Here is a 21,235-nt window from a genome sequence, read left to right on the forward strand (position 1 = left end):
ACCGCCGATGGCAGACGAACAGGCATGACGAGCGAGGACGACGAGCGGGCAGGCCCCGGCACCGCAAGGGCCGGGGGCGCGGGGGGTGCCGAGAAGGTTTCCGGCGACGACTGTGCTGCCGAAGCGGCGCTGCCCGAGGTTCTGCGCCGCCGGCCGGGGCGCCGCGGCCGCCTCGGCATCTGGCTGCTGCTCAGCCTGCCGCTCATGGCCGTCGCCGCGCTCGTCGCCTTCCTTGCGCTCTCCCATCTGCCGCTTGCGGCACCGGGCTGGGTGATCGCGCAGGCCGAGAGCCGGGCGAACGCGATGCTTGCCGGACGGCTCAAGGTGGCGCTGACCGGCGGCGCCGATGTCTTCATCGACGATGGTTTCGTGCCGCGGGTGCGGTTGAAGATGGTGCAGATCGCCCGCCCCTCGGGGCTGCCGATTGCGGTGTTGCCGGAACTGCGGATGTCGCTCTGGGTCGAGCCGCTGCTGCGCGGCAAGATCGTGCCGCGCTCGTTCCGGATCCGCGGCGCGACGGTGGCGCTGCGCCGGCTGCCCGACGGGCGCATCGACCTCGATCTCGGCGGGGCGGGCGGAGTGCAGGGCATCCAGTTCGCCAATGCCGGCGAGGTGACCACTGCGATCGAGGCGGCCTTTGCCACCCCCGCGCTTGCCCGGCTTGAGCAGATCACCGCCGACGGTGTGCGCATCCGGCTCGACGACGCGCGGCTCGGCAAGGTCTGGCAGGTGTCGGACGGCCGCTTCAAGCTGAGCCAGGACGCCGAGAAGATCGGCCTCACGCTCGCCTTCGATGTCGGCGAGAGTGGCGAGCTGCCGGCGCAGGTGGCGCTCTCGGCCTCGACCTCGAAGACCGGCCCCGAGGCCGAGTTCGGCGCCGCCGTCACCGATGTGCCCGCCGCCGATCTGGCCATGCAATCGCCGGCGCTTGCGGTGCTCGGCCTGCTCGACGCGCCGATCTCGGGCACCTTCCGCTCGGGCATCGACGCAAGCGGCGCGCTGAAGCGGGTCGATGCGACGCTGAAGATCGGCGCCGGTGCGATCAGCCCGGCCGAGGGCCTGCGCGCAGTGCCCTTCGAGGGCGGGCAGGTGCATCTGAGCTATGAACCCGCCGGCCAGAAGGTGCGTTTCAGCGAGGCGAGCTTTGCCAGCAAGGCGCTGCGCTTCAAGGCCTCGGGCCAGACGCTGTTGCGTGACTTCGCAAACGGATTGCCGCGCAGCGCGCTGATCCAGGTGGCGCTCAGCGACCTCGAGGCGGACCCCGAGGGGATCTTCGAGAAACCGGCGCGGATTTCCGAGGGCGCGGTCGATATCCGCCTGCGCTTCGCTCCGTTCCGCGTTGAGATCGGTCAGCTTTCGCTGGTCGAGGGCGAGCGGCGGATCACCGGGCGGGGCAGGATTTCGGCCGGCCCCGAGGGCTGGCATGTCGCCTTTGACGCGGGCGTCGGGCGGATCAGCCAGGGCGACCTGCTCGCGCTCTGGCCGCCGGCACTGGTCGAGCCGACGCGGCGCTGGCTTGCGGAGAACGTCGCCACCGGCGAGCTGCGCAACGTGCGGTCCGCGCTGCGCCTCGATCCCGGCAAGGAACCGCGGATGGAACTCGGCTACGAGTTCCGCGGTGCCGAGGTGACGATTCTGCGCACCCTGCCGCCAGTGCGCGAGGGCCGGGGCTTCGCCACGATTCACGACAATTCGCACGCGCTGATGGTCGAGGAGGGCTCGGTCGATGCGCCGCAGGGCGGCCGCATCGAGGTGGCGGATTCGGTGATGGTGGTGCCCGACATCCGCGAGAAGCCCGCCCGCGCCGAGGTGACGCTGATTACCCGCGCGCCGATCCCGGCGGCGCTGTCACTGCTTGACCAGCCGCCCTTCGAGTTTCTGACCAAGGCCGGCAAGAGCACCGACATCGCCACCGGCTGGGCCGAGGCGCGCACCGATCTGCGCTTCCGCATGGTGCCGAAAATCACCCCCGAGGACGTCGATTTCGACGTCTTCGCGCGGCTGACCGACGTGCGCTCGGAGACCGTGGTGCCCGGCCGGGTGCTGACCGCGCCGGTGCTGACGCTGCGCGCCGACCGTGCCGGCATGGCGATCGCCGGGCGCGGCCTCTTCGATGCGGTGCCGTTCGACGCGCGCTGGTCGCAGCAGTTCGGCCCCGAGCACAAGGGCGTTTCGAACGTCGATGGCTATGTGAACGTCACGCCGCAATCTCTTGAAAGCCTGAACATTTCCCTGCCAAAAGGCGCGGTCTCCGGCTCTGGCTGGGGGCGCATGGCACTGGCGCTGACCGAGGGCGCTCCGGCGCGCTACAGTTTCGAGAGCGACCTGCGCGGCCTGAGCCTGGCGATCCCCGAGATCGGCTGGTCGAAGGCCGCGCCGGCGAAGGGCGATCTGACGCTTTCGGGCGCGCTCGGCACGCCGCCCACGGTCGAGAAGATCGCGATCACCGCTCCCGGGCTGAGCGCCGAGGGCGGCCTGACGTTGAACGCTTCGGGCTTCGAGCGGGCGCGGTTCTCGAAGCTTGCGGTCGGCGGCTGGTTCTCGGGCGGGGCCGAACTGATCGGCCGCGGCGCGGGCCGGGCGCCCGACGTCACTGTCACCTCGGGCCGGCTCGACCTGCGCAGCGCGCGCTTTGGTAAGGGCGCGCAGGGCGGCGCGGGCGGCGGCAACCGGATCAAGGCGAAACTCGACCGGCTGACGATCACCGACACCATCGCGCTCACTGGATTCGACGGCAGCTTTACCACCCGCAACGGCCTTGCGGGTGCCTTCGAGGGGCAGGTGAACGGCGGCGCGCCGGTATCGGGCCTTGTCGGGCCGTCCGAGACCGGGCGCACCGCGGTGCGGATCTCGGGCGATGACGCCGGGGCGGCACTCGCTTCCTCGGGCATCTTCGGCAAGGCTGCGGGCGGCGCGCTGTCCCTCACCCTCTCGCCGATCGGGCAGGCGAGCTACGACGGCAACGTGAAGATCTCGAACCTGCGGGTGAAGGACGCGCCGACGCTTGCCTCGATGCTGTCGGCCGCCTCGATCATCGGCCTGCTCGAACAGCTCAATGGCGAGGGGATCCTGTTCAACGATGTCGAGGCCGCCTTCCGCTTGACCCCGCAGGGGGTCAGCGTCACAAGGGGCGCGGCCACGGGCGCCTCGATGGCGGTGACCCTGACCGGCAATTTCTATCCGGGCACGGGGCAGATCGACATGGAAGGCGTGGTGTCGCCGTTCTATCTCATCAACGCGATCGGGCAGATCCTGTCTCGTCCGGGCGAGGGGCTGTTCGGCTTCACTTACACGCTCAAGGGCACGGCGGCGGCGCCGAGGGTGGTGATCAACCCGCTGTCGATCTTCACGCCGGGCATGTTCCGCGAGATCTTCCGCCGCGCCCCGCCGACAATGGTAACAGAATGAAACTTGAAGATTTCGACTTCGATCTGCCCGAGGGGCTGATTGCGACGCGCCCGGCGCGGCCGCGCACGGCGGCGAAGCTGCTGCTGGCGGAGGGGGATGAGATTCGCGATCTGCATGTGGCGGATCTGGTCGATCTGTTCCGCCCGGGCGATCGGCTGGTGCTGAACAACACCAAGGTGATTCCAGCCCGGCTGAGCGGCACCCGCACCCGCATGACCGGGCAGGGCGAAGTGACGGCAAAGGTCGAGATCACGCTGCTCGAGCCGCAGGCCTCGGGCGAGTGGACGGCGCTGGCGAAACCGCTGCGCAAGCTGAAGGAGGGCGAGACGATCCGCTTTTCCGACGCGCTCTCGGCCGAGGTGCGCGCGATCGGCGCGGCGCAGCTGCGGCTGGCCTTCAACCTGACGGGCCCCGATTTTGATGCGGCGCTGGCCGCGGCGGGGGCGATGCCGCTGCCGCCCTATATCGCCGCGCTGCGCGCGCCGGACGAGGCCGACAAGACCGATTACCAGACCGTCTTCGCCCGCCACTCGGGCGCCGTCGCCGCGCCGACGGCGAGCCTGCATTTCACCCGAGAACTGCTCGAGGCGATCCACGCGAAGGGCGTCGCGTTCACCGAGGTGACGCTGCATGTGGGCGCCGGCACCTTCCTGCCGGTCAAGGTCGAGGACGTCGAGACGCACAAGATGCATGCGGAATGGGGCGAGGTCACCGCGGCGGCGGCCGAGGAGATCAACGCCACCCGCGCCGCGGGCGGGCGGATCATCCCGGTCGGCACCACCGCGCTGCGCCTGATCGAGAGCGCGGCGGCCGAGGACGGCACGATGCGCCCGTTCCGCGGCACCACCGAGATCTTCATCTATCCGGGCTATCGCTTCCGGGTGACCGATGCGCTGATGACCAATTTCCACCTGCCGAAGTCGACGCTCTTGATGCTGGTTTCGGCCTTGATGGGGCAAGATCGCATCCGCGCCATCTATGACCACGCGGTGAAATCGGGCTATCGTTTCTTCTCTTACGGCGACGCGTCGCTTCTGATACCGGAACGTCGTAAATCTGCCTGATCCTTGGGCGAGACCGCCCTATATCTGGCCTTTCACCGAATTCGGAGTTCCCGATGCTGACCGTTCTGCGCACCTCCTGGCCCCTGCTTCTGGGCGTGCTTCTGTTCATGGTCGGCAACGGCATGCAGGGCACGCTTCTGGGCGTGCGCGGCGCGATCGAGGGCATCGGTACCTATCAGATGTCGGTCGTCATGTCGGGCTATTTCGCGGGCTTCCTGTTCGGCTCGCAGATGACGCCGGTGATGATCCGCCGGGTCGGCCATGTGCGGGTCTTCGCCGCGCTCGGCTCGCTGATTTCCGCGGTGCTGATCCTTTACGCCGCGGTGCCGCACTGGCTTGCCTGGGCGGCGCTGCGCGTGGTGATCGGCTTCAGCTTCTCGGGCGTCTACATCACCGCCGAAAGCTGGCTGAACGCCTCGAGCACGAACGAGACCCGCGGCCAGGCGCTGTCGGCTTACATGATCGTGCAGATGATCGGTATCGTCGCCGGGCAGGTCCTGATGAACACCGCCGACCCGGCGGGCTGGACGCTGTTCGTCATCCCCTCGGTGCTGGTGTCGCTGGCCTTCACCCCGATCCTGCTCTCGGTGGCGCCGGCGCCGACCTTCGCCGAGGTGCAGCGGCTCAATTTCCGCAAGCTCTTCGCCGCCTCGCCGCTGGGCGTGGTCGGCATGTTCGTGATGGGCGGGGTGTTCTCGGCGGTGTTCGGCATGGCCTCGGTCTGGGGCACGCAGGCCGGGCTCTCGGTGCCGCAGATCTCGATCTTCATCGCCAGCATCTATATCGGCGGGCTGATTGCGCAATATCCGATCGGCTGGATCTCGGACCGGATGGATCGGCGCCGGCTGATCTTCTTTGTCTCGGCCGTGGGCTCGGTCGCGATGCTGGCGGCGTTCCTGCTGGCGCCGGGGTTCTGGCTGCTGACCCTGCTCGGCGCGGTGATCGGCGGCGTGGCGAACCCGCTCTATTCGCTGCTGGTCGCCTATACCAACGACTATCTCGACAACAGCGACATGGCCGCGGCCTCGGGCGGGCTGCTCTTCGTCAACGGCATCGGCGCGATGATGGGGCCGCCCGTCACCGGCTGGCTGATGGAGGCCGTGGGCACCGGCGGCTTCTTCCTGTTCCTGAGCCTGCTGACCGCCTTCCTCGCCGCCTATGCGTTGTGGCGGATGACCCGGCGCCCGGCGATGGCGCCCGAAGATACCGGCGCCTTCACGGTGATCTCGCCCGCGGCGACGGCGCTGGCGGTGGGCGAGGCGCTCGAGGCGGCGCAGGATGAGTCGCCCTCCGCGCCCCCGCCGCAGCTGCACTGAGCCCGGCTGCCACGCCCTGAATTTCCGCACATCGCGCTTGCCTGGCGGGCATCTGCCCGCAAAGCCGGCGCGGGTGGCGCGGCTTCCGCAGCTGTCCGGCCTTTGTTCTGCGACACTCTGTCGTGCGCCGGGAAAATCATGGTTTCATCACGAAACCGTGTCATATTGCCCCCACACTCTCTCGACTTGGAAAGCTGCTGACATGGAACAGATCACTCCCGTGATCGCGTTCTGGCGCGATGTCGTCGGGCCGGAACGCTGGTTTGCTCACGATCCTGCCCTCGATCTCGAGATCCGAAAACGGTTCGAGAGGCTCTGGCGCAAGGCGATGATCGGAACGCTTGCGCCCTGGGAGCAATCGGCCGAGGGGGCGCTGGCCCTTGTCATTGTCCTTGACCAGTTTCCGCGCCGGATGTTCCGCGGCTACCGCGAATGCTGGCTGACCGATGAACACGCGCGCGAGGTGGCCGGCCGTGCCATCGAAAGCGGGCATGACCCGCAGATCGCCGGGCCGATGCGGCAGTTCTTCTACATGCCCTTCATCCATGCCGAGGACCTGCGCGCGCAGGAGCAGGGGGTGCGGCTGTTCGAAGAACGCATGCCCGAGGGCGCGATCCACGACGCCCGCGCCCGGCATCTGGTGATCCGCCGCTTCGGCCGCTTCCCCTGGCGCAACGCGGTGGCGGGGCGGCGCTCTTCCGACGAGGAGGCGGCCTTCCTCTGGGCGGGCGGCTATGACTGGGCGTTGAAGGCGCAGGGGCCGCGCGCCGCGGCCTGAGTCCGCCGAAAACCATCGTTGAAGCCCTTTGGGAAATAGTTTAATACCAAACTAGTTTTCAGCGGAGGGTGAGACATGGCTGCCAGAAGCTTCGACATGATCGTGATCGGCGCGGGGCCGGGGGGTTATGTGGCGGCGATCCGCGGCGCACAGCTCGGGCTGAACGTCGCGGTGGTGGAACGCGAGCATCTGGGCGGCATCTGCCTGAACTGGGGCTGCATCCCGACCAAGGCGCTTTTGCGCTCGGCCGAGGTCTTCCACCTGATGCACCGCGCCAAGGAATTCGGCCTGAAGGCTGAGGGGCTTGGCTATGACCTCGACGCGGTCGTCGCGCGCTCGCGCGGGGTGGCGAAGCAGCTTTCGGGCGGCGTCGCGCATCTGCTGAAGAAGAACAAGGTCACCGTGGTGATGGGCGAGGCCAGCTTGCCCAAGCCCGGCCTCGTCTCGGTCAAGACCGAGAAGGGCGTGGAAGAGCTGACCGCGAAGAACATCATCCTCGCCACCGGCGCCCGTGCGCGCAGCCTGCCGGGGCTCGAGGCGGATGGCGATCTGGTCTGGTCCTACAAGCACGCGCTGGTGCCGAAGCGGATGCCGAAAAAGCTCCTGGTCATCGGCTCGGGCGCGATCGGCATCGAATTCGCCAGCTTCTTCAACACGCTCGGCGCCGATGTGACGGTGGTCGAGGTGATGGACCGCGTGCTGCCGGTCGAGGATGCCGAGATCTCGGCCTTCGCCAAGAAGGCCTTCGTCAAGCAGGGGATGAAGATCCTCGAGAAGACCACGGTGAAGAAGCTCGACCGCAAGCCGGGCGTCGGTGTGACCGCGCATCTCGAAGACGCGAAGGGCACCACCACGGCCGAGTTCGACACGGTGATCTCGGCCGTCGGCATCGTCGGCAATGTCGAGAACCTCGGGCTCGAGGCGCTTGGCGTGAAGATCGACCGCACCCATGTGGTCGTCGACGAGTTCTGCCGCACCGGCGTGCCGGGGCTGTATGCGATCGGCGACATCGCCGGGGCGCCATGGCTCGCGCACAAAGCTTCCCACGAGGGGGTGATGGTCGCCGAGCTGATCGCCGGCAAGCACGCCCATCCGATCAAGCCCGGCTCGATTGCCGGTTGCACCTATTGCCACCCGCAGGTCGCCTCGGTCGGTCTGACCGAGGAGAAGGCGAAGGCCGCGGGCTATGAGGTCAAGGTCGGTCGCTTCCCCTTCGTCGGCAACGGCAAGGCGATCGCGCTTGGCGAGCCCGAAGGGCTGGTGAAGACGGTCTTCGACGCGAAGACCGGCGAGCTTCTGGGCGCCCACATGATCGGCGCCGAAGTGACCGAGCTCATCCAGGGCTATGTCATCGGCCGCAAGCTTGAGACCACCGAGGAAGACCTGATCGAGACCGTCTTCCCGCATCCGACGCTGAGCGAGATGATGCACGAGGCGGTGCTCGATGCCTATGGCCGGGCGATCCACTTCTGATTTCTGACCGTCCGGTCTGAATTCTCTTGACCTCGTGTCGCGCCGCGGCACAGGGTCGCAAGGGGCCCGCAGGGGCCCCTTTCAGTTGACGGAGCGGGGCAGGATGCAGACGCGGTGGGGCGCGATTTTCGCGCTGTGGTTCGCGGGGCTCTGCGCCGCGGGTCAGTTCGCGAAAGTGGGCGTGATCTTTCAGGAACTTGCGGCGATCTGGCCCGAGGCCGGCACGCGGCTTGGGCTGGTGGTCTCGGTCGTCGGGGCGGTGGGGATCGTCTTCGGCACTACGGCGGGGTTGATCGTGGCCCGCGCCGGCGCGCGGCGGATCATCATCGGCGCGCTGGTGGCGGGGGCGGGGCTCTCGGCGCTGCAATGCCTTGGCCTGCCGCTTGGCCTGATGATCGCCTCGCGCGTGGCCGAGGGCTTTGCCCATCTCGCCATTGTCGTGGCCGGGCCGGTGCTGATCGCGGGGGGCGCGGCGCCGCGCGATCAGGCCGCGGCAATGACGCTGTGGTCGACCTTCTTCGGCCTTGCCTTCGCGGTGACGGCCTTCTTCGGGCTGCCCTTCGCGCAGGCGCATGGGGCCTCGGCGCTCTGGGCGGTGCATGCGGGGCTGATGCTGGTCGCGGCGGCGCTGCTGGCGCTGGTGCTGCCGCGCGAGACGATCCTGCCCGCGCCGCCACTGCAGCCGGGCACGGTGCTGCGCGACCATCTGGCGATCTATGCCAGCCCGCGCATCGCCGCCCCGGCGCTCGGCTTCGTCTTCTACACGATGATCTTCGTCGCCGCGCTGACGCTGGTGCCGGGGCTGGTCGAGCCGCGGCTGCGCGGGCTGACCGCGGCGGTGATGCCGCTCCTGTCGATCGCCAGCTCGCTGGGCCTCGGCGTGCAGTTCACCCGCCGCATCGGCGCGGTGCGCACCGCCCAGATCGGCTTTGCCGTCGGCGCGCTGGCCGCGGCGGGATGGGCCGTCACCTCGGGCGTGGCGCAGGTCGGCGCGGCCTTCCTGCTCTCGGCGGGGCTTGGTTTCGTGCAGGGCGCAAGCTTTGCCGCGATCCCCGAGCTCAACGACACCCCCGCCACCCGGGCGCAGGCGGCCGGTGCCATCGCGCAGCTGGGCAATGTCGGCACCACGCTCGGCACGCCGCTGCTGCTTGCCCTGACCGCGGCGATGGGGCCGCAGGCGATCGCGGCCTTTTCGTTGCCCCTGTGCCTTGGCGGCATCGCGATGCACCTGTGGCTGTCGCGCCGCCGCGCCCGGGCCTGACCGCGGGCATGAAAAAGGGGCGCGCCGCGCCCCTTTTCAACGGCTGTGCGCTGCCCCTCAGGCGCGCTCGATCGGGCCGCCCGCGGCATGCCAGTCGTAAAGCCCGCCAAGGTTGAACACCTGCTGATAGCCCATCTGGGCGAGCATCTGCCCCGCCGCCTGCGAGCGCGCGCCCGAGGCGCAGTAGACCACCACCGGCTTCTCGACCGACAGCGCCTTCAGGCATTCCGGGCTCGACGGATCGCATTTCATCTTGACCACGCTCAGCGGCACATGCAGCGCGCCCTTCGCCTTGCCCGAGGCGCGCAGCTCGTTCATGTCGCGCACGTCGATCAGCGTGATCTCGCCCTTGGCGGCCTTGGCCACCGCGTCCTTCGGGTTGATGCGTTGCACCTGCGCGCCGCCGCCGGGGCGAAGAAAGTTGAACATGCTGTCATTCCTGTTCAGGGCAGCCCCCCGTGGGCCGCGTCGCCTTCTGATGTGGCAGATCGCCGTGCCAGATCAAGACCGGATGCGGCGTCGCGGCGAAAAATGTATTCACGAAAGCGAATGAGTTACGCCGGCCCCGGCCTTGCTGCCCGAAATTCGGGCCGCACCGGCAATCGGCAGCCGATTGTTCCGCTTCCGTTCTCATATTTCGATTGGAGACTCCCGCGCCATACCCTATCTAGGGGGCGTGGTAACGGGGGCGGTCATGGCCGAGCAGAAGTTCATCGAAATCCGCGGCGCGCGCGAGCACAACCTGAAGAATGTCGATCTCGACATTCCGCGCGATGCGCTGACCGTGATCACCGGGCTCTCGGGCTCGGGCAAGTCCTCGCTCGCCTTTGACACGATCTATGCCGAGGGGCAGCGGCGCTATGTCGAAAGCCTGTCGGCCTATGCGCGGCAATTCCTCGACATGATGGGCAAGCCCGATGTCGATCATATCTCGGGGCTGAGCCCGGCGATCTCGATCGAGCAGAAGACGACCTCGAAGAACCCTCGCTCGACGGTCGGCACGGTGACCGAGATCTACGATTACCTGCGCCTTCTCTTTGCCCGCGTCGGAACCCCCTACAGCCCGGCGACCGGCCTGCCGATTGAGGCGCAGCAGGTGCAGGACATGGTGGACCGGGTGATGGCGATGCCCGAGGGCGCGCGCGGCTATCTGCTCGCGCCGGTGGTGCGCGACCGCAAGGGCGAATACCGCAAGGAATTCGCCGAATGGCAGAAGGCGGGCTTCCAGCGGGTGAAGGTCGACGGCGCCTTCTACGAGCTCGAGGAGCCGCCCGTGCTCGACAAGAAGTTCCGCCACAACATCGACGTGGTGGTCGACCGGATCGTGGTGCGCGAGGGGCTGGAGACGCGGCTCGCCGACAGTTTCCGCACCGCGCTCGATCTGGCCGACGGCATCGCGATCTTCGAAGAGGCGCTGAGTGCCGACGACATCGAGGCCGGCAAGGAGCCCGCGCGCACCACGTTTTCCGAGAAATTCGCCTGTCCGGTGAGCGGTTTCACCATCCCCGAGATCGAGCCGCGGCTGTTCTCCTTCAACGCGCCCTTCGGTGCCTGCCCGGTCTGCGACGGGCTGGGGGTGGAGCTGTTCTTCGACGAGCGGCTTGTCGTGCCCGATCAGTCGCTGTCCATCCCCGCGGGCGCACTGGCGCCCTGGGCGAAGTCGAAGAGCCCCTATTTCACCCAGACCATCGAGGCGCTGGCGAAGCATTACGGCTTCGACAAGCGCAAACCGTGGAAGGACCTGCCCGAAGCGGTGCAGAAGCTGTTCCTCTATGGCTCGGGCAAGGACGAGATCAAGTTCCGCTTCGACGAGGCCGGCCGCGTCTACGAGGTCAGCCGCAGCTTCGAGGGCGTGATCCCGAATATGGAGCGGCGCTATCGCGAGACTGACTCCGCCTGGGTGCGCGAGGAGTTCGAGCGCTATCAGAACAACCGCCCCTGCGGCAGCTGCCATGGCTACCGTCTGCGCCCCGAGGCGCTGGCGGTGAAGATCGGCGGGCTTCACGTCGGCCAGGTGGTCGAGATGTCGATCCGCGAGGCCCACGCCTGGGCCGAGACCGTGCCGGCGTCGCTGACCAAGCAGCGCAACGAGATCGCCCGCCCGATCCTGAAGGAGATTCGCGAGCGGCTTGGCTTCCTGGTGAACGTCGGGCTCGACTACCTGACGCTCAGCCGCTCGGCCGGGACGCTCTCGGGCGGCGAAAGCCAGCGCATCCGGCTCGCCTCGCAGATCGGTTCGGGGCTGACCGGGGTGCTCTACGTGCTCGACGAACCCTCGATCGGGCTGCACCAGCGCGACAACGACCGGCTGATCGACACGCTGAAGAACCTGCGCGACGCGGGCAACACCGTGCTGGTGGTCGAGCATGACGAGGACATGATCCGCCAGGCCGACCATGTCTTCGACATCGGACCGGGGGCGGGGGTGCATGGCGGCCGCGTCGTCGCCCATGGCACGCCCGAGGAGATCGCCCGCGATCCGGCCTCGCTCACCGGCCAGTATCTGTCCGGCAGCCGCTGCATCGAGGTGCCGGCCGAGCGGCGCAAGGGTAACGGCAAGAAGCTCACCGTGGTCAAGGCCTCGGGCAACAACCTGAAGGAGGTGACGGTCGACTTTCCGCTCGGCAAGTTCGTCTGCGTCACCGGCGTCTCGGGCGGCGGCAAGTCGACGCTGACGATCGAGACCCTGTTCAAGACCGCGGCGATGCGCTTGAACGGCGCGCGCGAGACCCCGGCGCCTTGCGAGACGATCAAGGGCTTCGAGCATCTCGACAAGGTGATCGACATCGATCAGCGCCCGATCGGGCGCACGCCGCGCTCTAACCCCGCGACCTACACCGGCGCCTTCACCCCGATCCGCGACTGGTTCGCCGGTCTGCCCGAGGCGCAGGCGCGCGGCTACAAGCCCGGGCGGTTCAGCTTCAACGTCAAGGGTGGGCGCTGCGAGGCCTGTCAGGGCGACGGCGTGATTAAGATCGAGATGCACTTCCTGCCCGACGTTTATGTCGAATGCGAGACCTGCAAGGGCAAGCGCTACAATCGCGAGACGCTGGAGATCCAGTTCAAGGGCAAGTCGATCGCCGATGTGCTCGACATGACCGTCGAGGATGCGCAGGGCTTCTTCAAGGCGGTGCCCTCGATCCGCGAGAAGATGGATGCGCTGGTTGAGGTGGGCCTGGGCTACATCAAGGTCGGCCAGCAGGCGACGACGTTGTCGGGTGGCGAGGCGCAGCGGGTGAAGCTGTCGAAGGAACTGGCGCGGCGCGCCACCGGCCGCACCCTCTACATCCTCGACGAGCCGACCACGGGGCTGCATTTCGAGGATGTGCGCAAGCTCCTCGAGGTGCTGCACGAGCTGGTCAACCAGGGCAACACCGTGGTGGTGATCGAGCACAACCTTGATGTCATCAAGACCGCCGACTGGCTCATCGACATCGGCCCCGAGGGCGGCGATGGCGGTGGCCAGATCGTCGCGACCGGCACGCCGGAGGAGGTCGCGGTGAACCCGCGCAGCCATACCGGGCGCTATCTCGCACCGATGCTGGGGATGAAGGCCGCGGCCGAATAGGGCTCAGCGGCTGGTGCGGCGGCCGAGGATCTCGATCACCCGGCCGTCGCGCGCCGAGACCTTGTAGATCACCCCGTCGCGCCGGTAATAGCGCCACGGCCCGTCGACCGGCGGCAGGCCGTAGCGGTCGAGATCCATCAGCATCGACTGTTCGTAGATCGGGAAGGGATCGCCGACGGCAAGATCGGGCGCGCGGGCCGTGGTGGCGATCCAGCGGTTGCCGAATTTGCAGAAGGTCACGCCCGAGCCCTGCATCACCTTGCAGGCCGAGGCGCCCTCGGGCAGCGCCGGCTCGGCCCTCGCGCTGGTCCCAGAACCCGCCGCGGCCAGCGCCGCGACGAGCAACAGGGGCAGGGCGCGCGCCGGGCACGTCATCTCAGTTCAGAAGCGCCGAGACCGCGCCGATCAGGTTCAGCACCTTGCCGGTCTGCGGTTCGACCCGGTAGATGTAGTCTCCGCTGCGCCAGTAGGTATAGCGGCGGTCGAGGTGGTAACGGTCGGGATCGTGAATCACGATGTAATCTCCGACAATCCGATCGCCGCGTTGCCATTTCTTCGCCTGGCCCGGGGGCATGCAGCCATTGTTCTTCTTGGCGAGGCCGGGCGGGCAGCCGGGGGCCTGGGCATGGATCACCGTGCGGCGATCATGGCCGTGGCCCTCGTCATGGCCGTGACCATTGCCGGCAAGGCCGGCCACCGGGACGATCACAAGGCTCAGCGCAAGGCCGAGCGCGGGGGCGATCTTCGCAAGACTCATGTCGTATCTCCTTCTGTCGAGGAGATAACCCGAATCCCGGCGCCGTGTTCCCCCGAACTGCAGCGGCCCCGGGGCATCGGCGGCAAGGCGCCGAAGGCCCCCGGGGCCGAGGGGTCACTTCTTCATCGGGCAGGTGTTGATGCCGAGGATCGAATAGAGCGGGCAGGTGCCGAGCAGCCCGGTCACCAGCGGGATGATCCCGATCAGGCCAAGCCAGTTCCAGGCGCCGGCCGGGTTGGCGAGGTAGATGCCGATCAGCACCAGCCCGACGACGATGCGCGCCACGCGGTCCACGGTTCCTTCGTTCTTCTTGAACATGGTCAAGCTCCTGTGTCAGGGGCCGCTTTGGCCCGATGCGCACAGGGTAGCGCAGCCGGGGCGTCCTGTCTGTGACCAGATCACGCTGCGGTTGCGAAAAGCTCAGCCGCCGGTCTTCAGGCCTCGGCGAGGGCAAGGCGGGCAAGCGCCGCGGCATCGGTGATCTCGACCCGGCCGCGGCCGCGCCGCACCCATCCCCGCCGCTCGAAGCTTTCGAGCCGGCGCGACACCACCTCGCGCGCCGAGCCGATCTGGCAGGCGATTTCCTGCTGCGTCGCCTCGAGGTGGCCTCCCTGCGCCTGTGCCGTCAGGAAGGCCGCCAGCCGGCAATCGACCGACTGGAACGAGACCCGCTCCATCAGCCGGATCATCCCCTCCATCCGTTCGGCGAAGGCGGCGAAGACCATGCGGCGAAACCCCGGCGAGCTGTCCATCAGTTGCAGGAAAAGCGCCCGCGGCACCATCACCAGCCGGGTGTCGCGGGTGGTGACGGCCTCGCCCGAATAGGCGGCCTCGCCCAGCAGGCCGAGCGTCGTCTGCACGCAGCTCTGGCCGGGCTCGACCGCGTAAAGCAGCAGCTCGCGGCCGTTCGCGCCGGTGAGGAACACCTCGATCCGGCCCGAGAGCACGAGGGCAAAGCCCGCGACCGCCTCGCCCGGGCGAAACAGCACCGCACCGCGCGGCACGGTCACGGGGGTAAGCGTGGCGAGTGCGGAACGCGCGGAGGGCTCAAGGTCGAAAAGGGCGGGGGTGTCGGAAATCCAGTCGCTCATGCGCCGGTTTTGGCCCGCCGGACCGCGCGGCGCAAGCGGGGCATGAGAAAACGGGGCGCCTGTAGGGGCACCCCGTTCCAGCCATGCGTGATGGCCGCTTATTTCGAATTCAGGATGGTGCTGAGAAGCCCGACGACGGCCACCACCTTCAGCGTGGTGTCGTCGACCCGCACGACAGTGTTGTCGACGACGCGGTAGTGCTGATGCGCGGGCGGTGCGGGCAGGCGGCTGTTCTTCGCCTGCTGGAAGAGGGCGCCCTTGCGGGCGGAATCACCCACATGCGGGGCGGGCACCTTCTGCGACGCCGACTTTGCCGGGGGCGCGGATTTTGTCGGGGTCGAGGTCTTCGGGCCCGTGGCCTTCTGGGTCGGCTGTGACTTCTGCGACGGCTGGGCTTTTTGCGACTGCGTCTTCTGCGCCGGCTGGCCGTCGCATTTGCGCATGCCGTCGGGCAGCAGGACGCAGGCGGACGGATTGCCCTGGGCCGAGGCCATCGGCGCGGTCAGGCTGACGGCAAGGCTTGCCATCATGGCGGCCAGGATGGTCTTGCGCGTGGTGATCTGCATGAAACTGCTCTCCCTCATGACGGTGATCATGAAAGAGAAACGGCCGGGGGCGGACATTCCGTCGCACCCCCGGCCGGATTTTCGCCCTCAGCCGCGATGACGCGCCGCAAGCCGCGGCAGCATCGCCGAGAAGTCCTTGCCGCGGCCATCCTCGGCCTCGACGAAGGTGGTGTAGAGCGCCGCCGCCAGCTGCCCCATCGGGGTGTCGGCATCCGCCGCCTCGGCCGCCTGCTGGCTCAGCCGCAGATCCTTGAGCATCAGCTCGGCCGCGAAGCCGGGCTTGTAGTCATTGTCGGCGGGCGAGGTGGGGCCCACGCCCGGGGCCGGGCAATAGGCGTTCATCGACCAGCTGTAGCCCGAGGAGGTCGAAACGACGTCGAACATCCTCGAGCGGTCGAGGCCGAGCTTGTCGGCGAGCGCAAAGGCCTCGCAGGTGGCGATCATGGTGACGCCGAGGATCATGTTGTTGCAGATCTTCGCGGCCTGACCGGCGCCCGCGGCACCGCAATGCACCGCCTTCTGGCCCATGATGTCGAACAGCGGCTGCACCGTGGCGAAGGCTGCATCCGGCCCGCCGACCATGAAGGTCAGCGTGCCCGCCGTCGCCCCGCCGACACCGCCCGAAACGGGCGCGTCAAGCGCCGCAAGCCCGGCCGCCACCGCCTGTTCGGCCACCGCCCGCGCGCTCTCGACATCGACGGTCGAGCAGTCGCACAGCACCGCGCCCTTCGGCATCGCCGGGATCACCTCGACCGCCACGGCGCGCAGGATCGCGCCATTGGGCAGCATGGTGAAGACGACCTCGGCGCCCTGCGCCGCCGCCGCCGCGGAAGCGGCCTTCGCCACCCCCTCGGGCATCGGTGCGCTGAGGTCGAAGCCCGTCACCTCATGCCCTGCCTTCACCAGGTTGGCGGCCATCGGCCCGCCCATGTTCCCAAGTCCGATGAAACCGATCTTCATGTTTCCTCCCAATGTGTTGTGCCGCAACCTTCAAGCAGTTTCGAAGGCGATCTCCCAGTCCCGCGGCAGCGGGTCGAGCAGCGCCGCGACCTCGGCCATCGGCAGGGTCTCGAGGCTGTATTTCCAGTTCGGGCTGCGATCCTTGTCGATGATCTGCGCCCGCACGCCCTCGAGGAAATCGGCCTTCTCGACGGCGCGCAGGGTGAAGCGGAACTCGTTCGACAGGGCGTCGCGGATGGTGGGCGTGGCGCGGGTCATCCGCACGAGCCGCAGCGTCGCCTCCTCGGAGAGTGCCGAGTTGCGGCGCAGGATGGCCAGCGTCTCGGTGGCGAAATGCGTACCCGAGGCCTCGAGCGCGGCGACGATCTCGTGGATGTCGCGCCCGCCGAAGGTAGCCTCGATCTGCGGCCGGAGATCGGCCAGCCGCCCCTTCGTGGCCGGCACGCGGCCTTTCGGCAGAACCGAGGGATCGCCGGTCGCGATCAGCTGCGTCTTCACTGGCTCCCACTCCGCCTCGGGCAGGTAGAGATCGGCAAAGCCCGCATAGATCGCATCCGCCGCGCCGATCCGGCTGCCGGTGACACCGAGGTATTCGCCGACGCGGCCCGGCGCCTTCGCCAGCAGCAAGGTGCCGCCGACGTCGGGGATCAGGCCGATGCCGGTTTCGGGCATGGCGATCTGCGTCGTGTCGCCCACCACCCGGTGATGCGCGTGGCCGCCGACGCCGACGCCGCCGCCCATCACGAAGCCCTGCATGAAGGAGACGACGGGCTTGCCATATTCCGCGAGCCGGGCATTCATCCGGTATTCCTCGCGCCAGAAGCGCGGGCCGGTGCTGAAATCGCCGGCGCGGCCCTGGTGATAGATCTTGGCGATGTCGCCGCCGGCGCAGAAGGCGCGCTCGCCCACGGCGTCGATCACCACGACCGCAACCTCGGGGTCGTCGCGCCAGTCGCTCAGCGCCCGGTCGATCGCCTCGGCCATCTCGGCGTCGAGCGCATTGAGCGCCTTCGGCCGGTTGAAGGTGAGCCGCCCCGCGCGGCCCTCCTTGCGCACGATCATCGTCGCCTCTTCGGTCATCAGTCCCGCTCCGCCAGCACTGCGCGGCTGACGATCAGCCGCATGATTTCATTCGTCCCCTCGAGGATCTGGTGCACGCGCAGGTCGCGCACGATCTTCTCGATGCCGTAATCGGCAAGGTAGCCATAGCCACCATGCAGCTGCAGGCACTGGTTGGCCACCTCGAAGGCGGCGTCGGTGACGTAAAGCTTTGCCATCGCGCAGAATTTCGTGGCGTCCGGGGCGCCGGCGTCAAGCTTCCATGCGGCCTGGCGCAGGAAGGTGCGGGCCGATTGCAGCTTCACCTCCATCTCGGCGAGACGGAACTGCAGCGCCTGGAAGCCGTCGAGCGTGCGGCCGAAGGCCTTGCGTTCGCCCATGTAAACGAGCGTCGCGTCGAAGGCCGCCTGCGCCCCGCCAAGCGCAGAAGCCGCGATATTGAGCCGCCCGCCGTCAAGCCCGGCCATGGCATAGGCGAAGCCGCGGCCTTCCTCGCCGACCAGATTCTCGGCCGGAATCACGCAATCGTCGAACTGCACCTGCGCGGTCGGCTGCGCACGCCAGCCCATCTTGTCCTCGAGCGCACCGAAGCTGAGCCCCGGGGTGCCCGCCTCGATCACCATGCAGGAGATGCCCTTCGGTCCGTCGCCACCGCTGCGCACCATCGTCAGATAGGCGTCGGAATAGCTGCCGCCCGAGATGAACGCCTTGGTGCCGTTGAGCTTCCAGCCGCCCTCGGCGCGCTCGGCGCGGGTGCGCAGCGCCGCCGCATCCGAGCCCGAACCGGGCTCGGTCAGGCAATAGGAAAAGATCGTCTCCATGCTGCACAGACCGGGCAGCCAGCGGGCCTTGGTCTCGGGCGAGCCGAACTTGTCGATCATCCCGCCGCACATGTTGTGGATCGAGAGGAACGAGCCCACGGCCGGGCAGGCCATCGCCAGCGCCTCGAAGACCAGTGTCGCGTCAAGCCGGCTGAGCCCGGTGCCGCCGTAGTCTTCGGAAACGTAAAGCCCGCCAAGGCCGAGTTCCGCCAGCTGCGGCCAGAGTGTCTTCGGGATCGTGCCCTCGGCCTCCCAGTCCCGGGCGAAGGGCGCGATATTCTCCTGTCCGAAGGCGAAGGCCATGTCGAAGATGGCCAGCTGCTCCTCGCTCAGCGCGAAATCCATGGTTTCCTCCCCGAAACTCTGGAAATGAATATGCGTTCAATTTTCATCCGGCGCGCGGATTTTGCAAGGGGGCAGGGGCGCTGCCCCCCGGCCTTCGGCCTCACCCCGGAGTATTTGGACCAGGAAAAGCGCGCGGGTCTTTTCCTGGCGCAAATACTCCCGCCGGAGGCAGCCGCGCCCCGAAGGGCGCGGCCGTTGTCTCAGTCGAGCGCCTTGAAGTTCAGGCTGGCGCCGTCCTTGATGCCCGAGAACCAGCGCGCGGTGACGGTCTTCGTCTTGGTGTAGAAGCGCAGCGCGTCGGGGCCATACTGGTTCAGGTCGCCGAAGGCCGACTTCTTCCAGCCGCCGAAGGTGTAGTAGCTCAGCGGCACCGGGATCGGGAAGTTGATGCCGACCATGCCGACGTTGACGCGGCTGGCGAAATCGCGCGCGGTGTCGCCATCGGCGGTGAAGATCGCGGTGCCGTTGCCGTAATCGTTGTCGATCACCAGCTTCAGCGCGTCTTCATAGCTGTCCATCCGCACCGTCGACAGCACCGGCCCGAAGATCTCCTGGCGGTAGATGTCCATCTCGGGGGTGACGTCGTCGAACAGCGTCGGGCCGACGTAGAAGCCGTTCTCGTAGCCCTGGATCTTCAGCGCGCGGCCGTCGACGACAAGGGTCGCACCCTGCTCGACGCCCGAGCCGATCAGCCCGTTGATCCGGTCCTGCGCCTGCTTGGTGATGACCGGCCCGAAGTCGACGTCGTTGCCCGCGGTATAGGGGCCGACCTTGAGCTTTTCGATCTTCGGCACCAGCTTCTCGATCAGACGGTCGGCGGTTTCCTTGCCCACCGGAACCGCGACCGAGATCGCCATGCAGCGTTCGCCCGCCGCGCCGAAGCCCGCGCCCACCAGCGCATCGGCCGCCTTGTCGAGGTCGGCGTCGGGCATGATGATCATGTGGTTCTTCGCGCCGCCGAAGCACTGCGCACGCTTGCCGTTCGAGCAGGCACGGCCATAGATGTACTGCGCGATCGGGGTCGAGCCGACGAAGCCCACGGCCTGCACGGTCTCGTTGTCGAGGATCGCGTCCACGACTTCCTTGTCGCCGTTCACCACCTGCAGCACGCCATCGGGCAGGCCCGCTTCCTGGGCAAGCTGGGCGAGCCGGATCGAGGTCGAGGGGCAGCGCTCGGAGGGCTTCAGGATCATCGCGTTGCCGGCAACGAGGGCCGGGCCCATCTTCCACAGCGGAATCATCGCCGGGAAGTTGAAGGGCGCGATGCCGGCGACGACGCCAAGCGGCTGACGCATCGAATAAAGGTCGATGCCCGGGCCGGCGCTGTCGGTGTATTCGCCCTTGAGAAGGGCCGGCGCGCCCATGCAGACCTCGATCACCTCGAGCCCGCGCTGCACGTCGCCGCGCGCGTCTGGCAGGGTCTTGCCGTGCTCGCGCGAGACGAGCTCGGCCAGCTCGTCCATGTGCGCGTTGATCAGGTCGCCGAATTTCATCATCACCCGGGCGCGGCGCTGCGGGTTGGTCGCGGCCCAGACCGGCTGCGCGGCGGCGGCGGCGGCAACCGCCGCGTCAAGCTCCGCGGTGGTGGCAAGCGCGACGCGCGTCTGCACCTCGCCCGTCGCCGGGTTGTAGACGTCGGTGAAGCGGCCGGACGTGCCCGCCACCAGCTTGCCGTTGATCCAGTGTCCGATCTCTTGCATCGAGTGCCTCCCGTGAATTGGTCGGGCAAACCTTAGCCTTGCGAAAATCACCGTAAAAGAGGAAGTCTGGCAAAAGGTGTTTTGCGTTTCTGCAAAGGTTGAGCGATGGATTGGGACGATCTGCGGGTGTTTCTGGCGGTGGCGCGGGCGGAAAGCCTGTCGGGCGCGGGGCGGGTGCTGAAATGCGACGCTGCGACGGTCGGGCGGCGGATCGCGCGGCTCGAGGAGGGGCTGGGGGCGAAATTCTTCCTGAAATCGCCGCATGGCTACGCGCTGACCGATGCGGGGGCGCGGCTCCTGCCCCATGCCGAGGCCGCCGAGGCGGCGACGGCGGCGGCCGAGGAGGCGCTGTCGGGGGAGGCGGGGCAGCTGACCGGGCAATTGCGGATCGGGGCGCCAGATGGCTGCGCGAACTATCTTCTGCCGCAGGTCTGCGCGGCGATCTGTGATGCGCATCCGGGGCTCGAGATCCAGCTGATCGCCCTGCCGCGGCTGTTCAACCTGTCGAAACGCGAGGCGGACATGGCGATTGCCGTGTCGCGGCCGACGGCGGGGCGGCTGACGGTGCAGAAGCTGGCCGATTATCAGCTCCATCTGGCCGCCGACCGCGATTATCTGGCGGCGCATCCGCCGATCACCAGCCGGGCCGATCTGCGCGGGCACCGGATGATCGGCTATATCCCCGACATGATCTTCGACAAGGAACTCGACTATCTCGCCGAAACCGGGGCCGAGGCGGTGGGGCTCGCCTCGAATTCCGTGTCGGTGCAGATGCAGATGGTGCGGGCGGGGGCGGGGCTCGGCATCGTGCATGACTTCGCCATTCCCTTCTGCCCGGGGGTGAGCCGGGTGCTGCCCGACGAGATCGGCCTTCGCCGCACCTTCTGGCTGTTGCGCCATGCCGATGACCGCCGCTCGGAACGGCTCGGGCGGCTCGCCGAGGCGCTTGGCCAGGGGCTGCGTGCGGAGATCGCGCGGCTCGAGGCCGCGGCGGCGGTGCAGTGACCCCGACCTTCGCGTCACTTGACAGACGATCACGCAGTTGTGACGCTGAGATGTGGCATGCAA

The 21,235-nt window shown here is 68.0% G+C and carries 18 protein-coding genes; 8 read left to right on the forward strand and 10 right to left on the reverse strand.

All coding sequences use genetic code 11. From position 1 onward, the window contains the following. Positions 1 to 24 precede the first annotated feature (24 nt). The 6 genes from EOW65_RS00830 (at position 25) to EOW65_RS00855 (ending at position 9,300) form a co-directional block, all read left to right on the forward strand. The gene (locus EOW65_RS00830) at positions 25 to 3,408 is read left to right on the forward strand and encodes an AsmA-like C-terminal region-containing protein (protein ID WP_128147125.1); all 3,384 of its coding nucleotides are present in this window, start codon (positions 25 to 27) and stop codon (positions 3,406 to 3,408) included. Continuing rightward, a complete protein-coding gene (queA, locus tag EOW65_RS00835) occupies positions 3,405 to 4,472 on the forward strand; it encodes a tRNA preQ1(34) S-adenosylmethionine ribosyltransferase-isomerase QueA (RefSeq protein WP_128147126.1) in 1,068 nt (355 codons plus the stop codon). Before EOW65_RS00830 ends, queA begins: the two co-directional genes overlap by 4 nt. A 53-nt stretch (positions 4,473 to 4,525) precedes the next feature. After that, positions 4,526 to 5,788, forward strand: a complete 1,263-nt coding sequence (locus EOW65_RS00840; RefSeq protein ID WP_128147127.1) for an MFS transporter — start codon at positions 4,526 to 4,528, stop codon at positions 5,786 to 5,788. Between the two features lie 202 nt (positions 5,789 to 5,990). After that, complete coding sequence (locus EOW65_RS00845) at positions 5,991 to 6,566, forward strand: DUF924 family protein (protein ID WP_128147128.1); 576 nt, start codon at positions 5,991 to 5,993, stop codon at positions 6,564 to 6,566. 75 nt (positions 6,567 to 6,641) lie between these two features. After that, positions 6,642 to 8,039, forward strand: coding sequence for a dihydrolipoyl dehydrogenase (gene lpdA / locus EOW65_RS00850; RefSeq protein WP_128147129.1), 1,398 nt, complete (start codon positions 6,642 to 6,644; stop codon positions 8,037 to 8,039). Between the two features lie 103 nt (positions 8,040 to 8,142). Then, entirely contained in the window at positions 8,143 to 9,300 is a 1,158-nt protein-coding gene (locus EOW65_RS00855) for an MFS transporter (protein ID WP_128147130.1), read from the forward strand. Between the two features lie 57 nt (positions 9,301 to 9,357). On the opposite strand, the gene EOW65_RS00860 is transcribed toward EOW65_RS00855, so the two are convergent. Continuing rightward, positions 9,358 to 9,729 (reverse strand): rhodanese-like domain-containing protein, encoded by a 372-nt coding sequence (locus EOW65_RS00860; protein WP_128147131.1) that lies wholly within the window; start codon positions 9,727 to 9,729, stop codon positions 9,358 to 9,360. Between the two features lie 265 nt (positions 9,730 to 9,994). Between EOW65_RS00860 and uvrA the strand changes: the two genes are divergently transcribed. Beyond that, a complete protein-coding gene (uvrA, locus tag EOW65_RS00865; protein ID WP_128147132.1) occupies positions 9,995 to 12,868 on the forward strand; it encodes an excinuclease ABC subunit UvrA in 2,874 nt (957 codons plus the stop codon). Between the two features lie 3 nt (positions 12,869 to 12,871). Here uvrA and EOW65_RS00870 read toward each other — a convergent pair whose 3' ends face one another. The 9 genes from EOW65_RS00870 to EOW65_RS00910 form a co-directional block, all read right to left on the reverse strand. Next, a complete protein-coding gene (locus EOW65_RS00870) occupies positions 12,872 to 13,243 on the reverse strand; it encodes a hypothetical protein (RefSeq protein ID WP_128147133.1) in 372 nt (123 codons plus the stop codon). A gap of 1 nt (position 13,244) precedes the next feature. Next, the gene (locus tag EOW65_RS00875) at positions 13,245 to 13,625 is read right to left on the reverse strand and encodes a hypothetical protein (protein WP_240664425.1); all 381 of its coding nucleotides are present in this window, start codon (positions 13,623 to 13,625) and stop codon (positions 13,245 to 13,247) included. A gap of 114 nt (positions 13,626 to 13,739) precedes the next feature. Continuing rightward, positions 13,740 to 13,943, reverse strand: coding sequence for a YgaP family membrane protein (locus tag EOW65_RS00880; RefSeq protein WP_113899413.1), 204 nt, complete (start codon positions 13,941 to 13,943; stop codon positions 13,740 to 13,742). 116 nt (positions 13,944 to 14,059) lie between these two features. Further along, complete coding sequence (locus tag EOW65_RS00885) at positions 14,060 to 14,716, reverse strand: Crp/Fnr family transcriptional regulator (protein WP_128147134.1); 657 nt, start codon at positions 14,714 to 14,716, stop codon at positions 14,060 to 14,062. Between the two features lie 98 nt (positions 14,717 to 14,814). Beyond that, positions 14,815 to 15,339, reverse strand: coding sequence for a hypothetical protein (locus EOW65_RS00890; RefSeq protein WP_128147135.1), 525 nt, complete (start codon positions 15,337 to 15,339; stop codon positions 14,815 to 14,817). 30 nt (positions 15,340 to 15,369) lie between these two features. Continuing rightward, the gene (gene mmsB, locus EOW65_RS00895) at positions 15,370 to 16,242 is read right to left on the reverse strand and encodes a 3-hydroxyisobutyrate dehydrogenase (protein ID WP_128147136.1); all 873 of its coding nucleotides are present in this window, start codon (positions 16,240 to 16,242) and stop codon (positions 15,370 to 15,372) included. Between the two features lie 30 nt (positions 16,243 to 16,272). Continuing rightward, positions 16,273 to 17,322: a 3-hydroxyisobutyryl-CoA hydrolase gene (locus tag EOW65_RS00900; RefSeq protein ID WP_128147137.1), complete on the reverse strand. Its 1,050-nt coding sequence runs from the start codon at positions 17,320 to 17,322 to the stop codon at positions 16,273 to 16,275. Next, positions 17,322 to 18,467 (reverse strand): acyl-CoA dehydrogenase family protein, encoded by a 1,146-nt coding sequence (locus EOW65_RS00905; protein WP_128147138.1) that lies wholly within the window; start codon positions 18,465 to 18,467, stop codon positions 17,322 to 17,324. The genes EOW65_RS00900 and EOW65_RS00905 overlap by 1 nt, the downstream gene beginning before the upstream one ends. A 200-nt stretch (positions 18,468 to 18,667) precedes the next feature. After that, entirely contained in the window at positions 18,668 to 20,167 is a 1,500-nt protein-coding gene (locus tag EOW65_RS00910) for a CoA-acylating methylmalonate-semialdehyde dehydrogenase (RefSeq protein ID WP_128147139.1), read from the reverse strand. A 105-nt stretch (positions 20,168 to 20,272) separates the two neighbouring features. On the opposite strand from EOW65_RS00910, the gene EOW65_RS00915 reads away from it, so the two are divergent. Beyond that, entirely contained in the window at positions 20,273 to 21,172 is a 900-nt protein-coding gene (locus tag EOW65_RS00915; RefSeq protein ID WP_128147140.1) for a LysR family transcriptional regulator, read from the forward strand. Positions 21,173 to 21,235: the final 63 nt, after the last annotated feature.

Origin of the sequence: Paenirhodobacter ferrireducens (genome assembly GCF_004022265.1) — a bacterium.
Lineage (GTDB): Bacteria > Pseudomonadota > Alphaproteobacteria > Rhodobacterales > Rhodobacteraceae > Rhodobacter > Rhodobacter ferrireducens.

Excerpts from the sequence above, each read along its gene's own strand:
- EOW65_RS00855 (WP_128147130.1), top strand. The coding sequence starts at position 8,143 with ATGCAGACGCGGTGGGGCGCGATTTTCGCGCTGTGGTTCGCGGGGCTC.
- EOW65_RS00890 (WP_128147135.1), bottom strand. The coding sequence starts at position 15,339 with ATGTCCGCCCCCGGCCGTTTCTCTTTCATGATCACCGTCATGAGGGAG.
- EOW65_RS00905 (WP_128147138.1), bottom strand. The coding sequence starts at position 18,467 with ATGGATTTCGCGCTGAGCGAGGAGCAGCTGGCCATCTTCGACATGGCC.
- EOW65_RS00875 (WP_240664425.1), bottom strand. The coding sequence starts at position 13,625 with ATGAGTCTTGCGAAGATCGCCCCCGCGCTCGGCCTTGCGCTGAGCCTT.
- EOW65_RS00880 (WP_113899413.1), bottom strand. The coding sequence starts at position 13,943 with ATGTTCAAGAAGAACGAAGGAACCGTGGACCGCGTGGCGCGCATCGTC.
- EOW65_RS00840 (WP_128147127.1), top strand. The coding sequence starts at position 4,526 with ATGCTGACCGTTCTGCGCACCTCCTGGCCCCTGCTTCTGGGCGTGCTT.
- EOW65_RS00860 (WP_128147131.1), bottom strand. The coding sequence starts at position 9,729 with ATGTTCAACTTTCTTCGCCCCGGCGGCGGCGCGCAGGTGCAACGCATC.
- mmsB (WP_128147136.1), bottom strand. The coding sequence starts at position 16,242 with ATGAAGATCGGTTTCATCGGACTTGGGAACATGGGCGGGCCGATGGCC.
- uvrA (WP_128147132.1), top strand. The coding sequence starts at position 9,995 with ATGGCCGAGCAGAAGTTCATCGAAATCCGCGGCGCGCGCGAGCACAAC.
- EOW65_RS00915 (WP_128147140.1), top strand. The coding sequence starts at position 20,273 with ATGGATTGGGACGATCTGCGGGTGTTTCTGGCGGTGGCGCGGGCGGAA.
- EOW65_RS00845 (WP_128147128.1), top strand. The coding sequence starts at position 5,991 with ATGGAACAGATCACTCCCGTGATCGCGTTCTGGCGCGATGTCGTCGGG.
- EOW65_RS00885 (WP_128147134.1), bottom strand. The coding sequence starts at position 14,716 with ATGAGCGACTGGATTTCCGACACCCCCGCCCTTTTCGACCTTGAGCCC.
- EOW65_RS00900 (WP_128147137.1), bottom strand. The coding sequence starts at position 17,322 with ATGACCGAAGAGGCGACGATGATCGTGCGCAAGGAGGGCCGCGCGGGG.
- EOW65_RS00830 (WP_128147125.1), top strand. The coding sequence starts at position 25 with ATGACGAGCGAGGACGACGAGCGGGCAGGCCCCGGCACCGCAAGGGCC.
- EOW65_RS00910 (WP_128147139.1), bottom strand. The coding sequence starts at position 20,167 with ATGCAAGAGATCGGACACTGGATCAACGGCAAGCTGGTGGCGGGCACG.
- EOW65_RS00870 (WP_128147133.1), bottom strand. The coding sequence starts at position 13,243 with ATGACGTGCCCGGCGCGCGCCCTGCCCCTGTTGCTCGTCGCGGCGCTG.
- lpdA (WP_128147129.1), top strand. The coding sequence starts at position 6,642 with ATGGCTGCCAGAAGCTTCGACATGATCGTGATCGGCGCGGGGCCGGGG.
- queA (WP_128147126.1), top strand. The coding sequence starts at position 3,405 with ATGAAACTTGAAGATTTCGACTTCGATCTGCCCGAGGGGCTGATTGCG.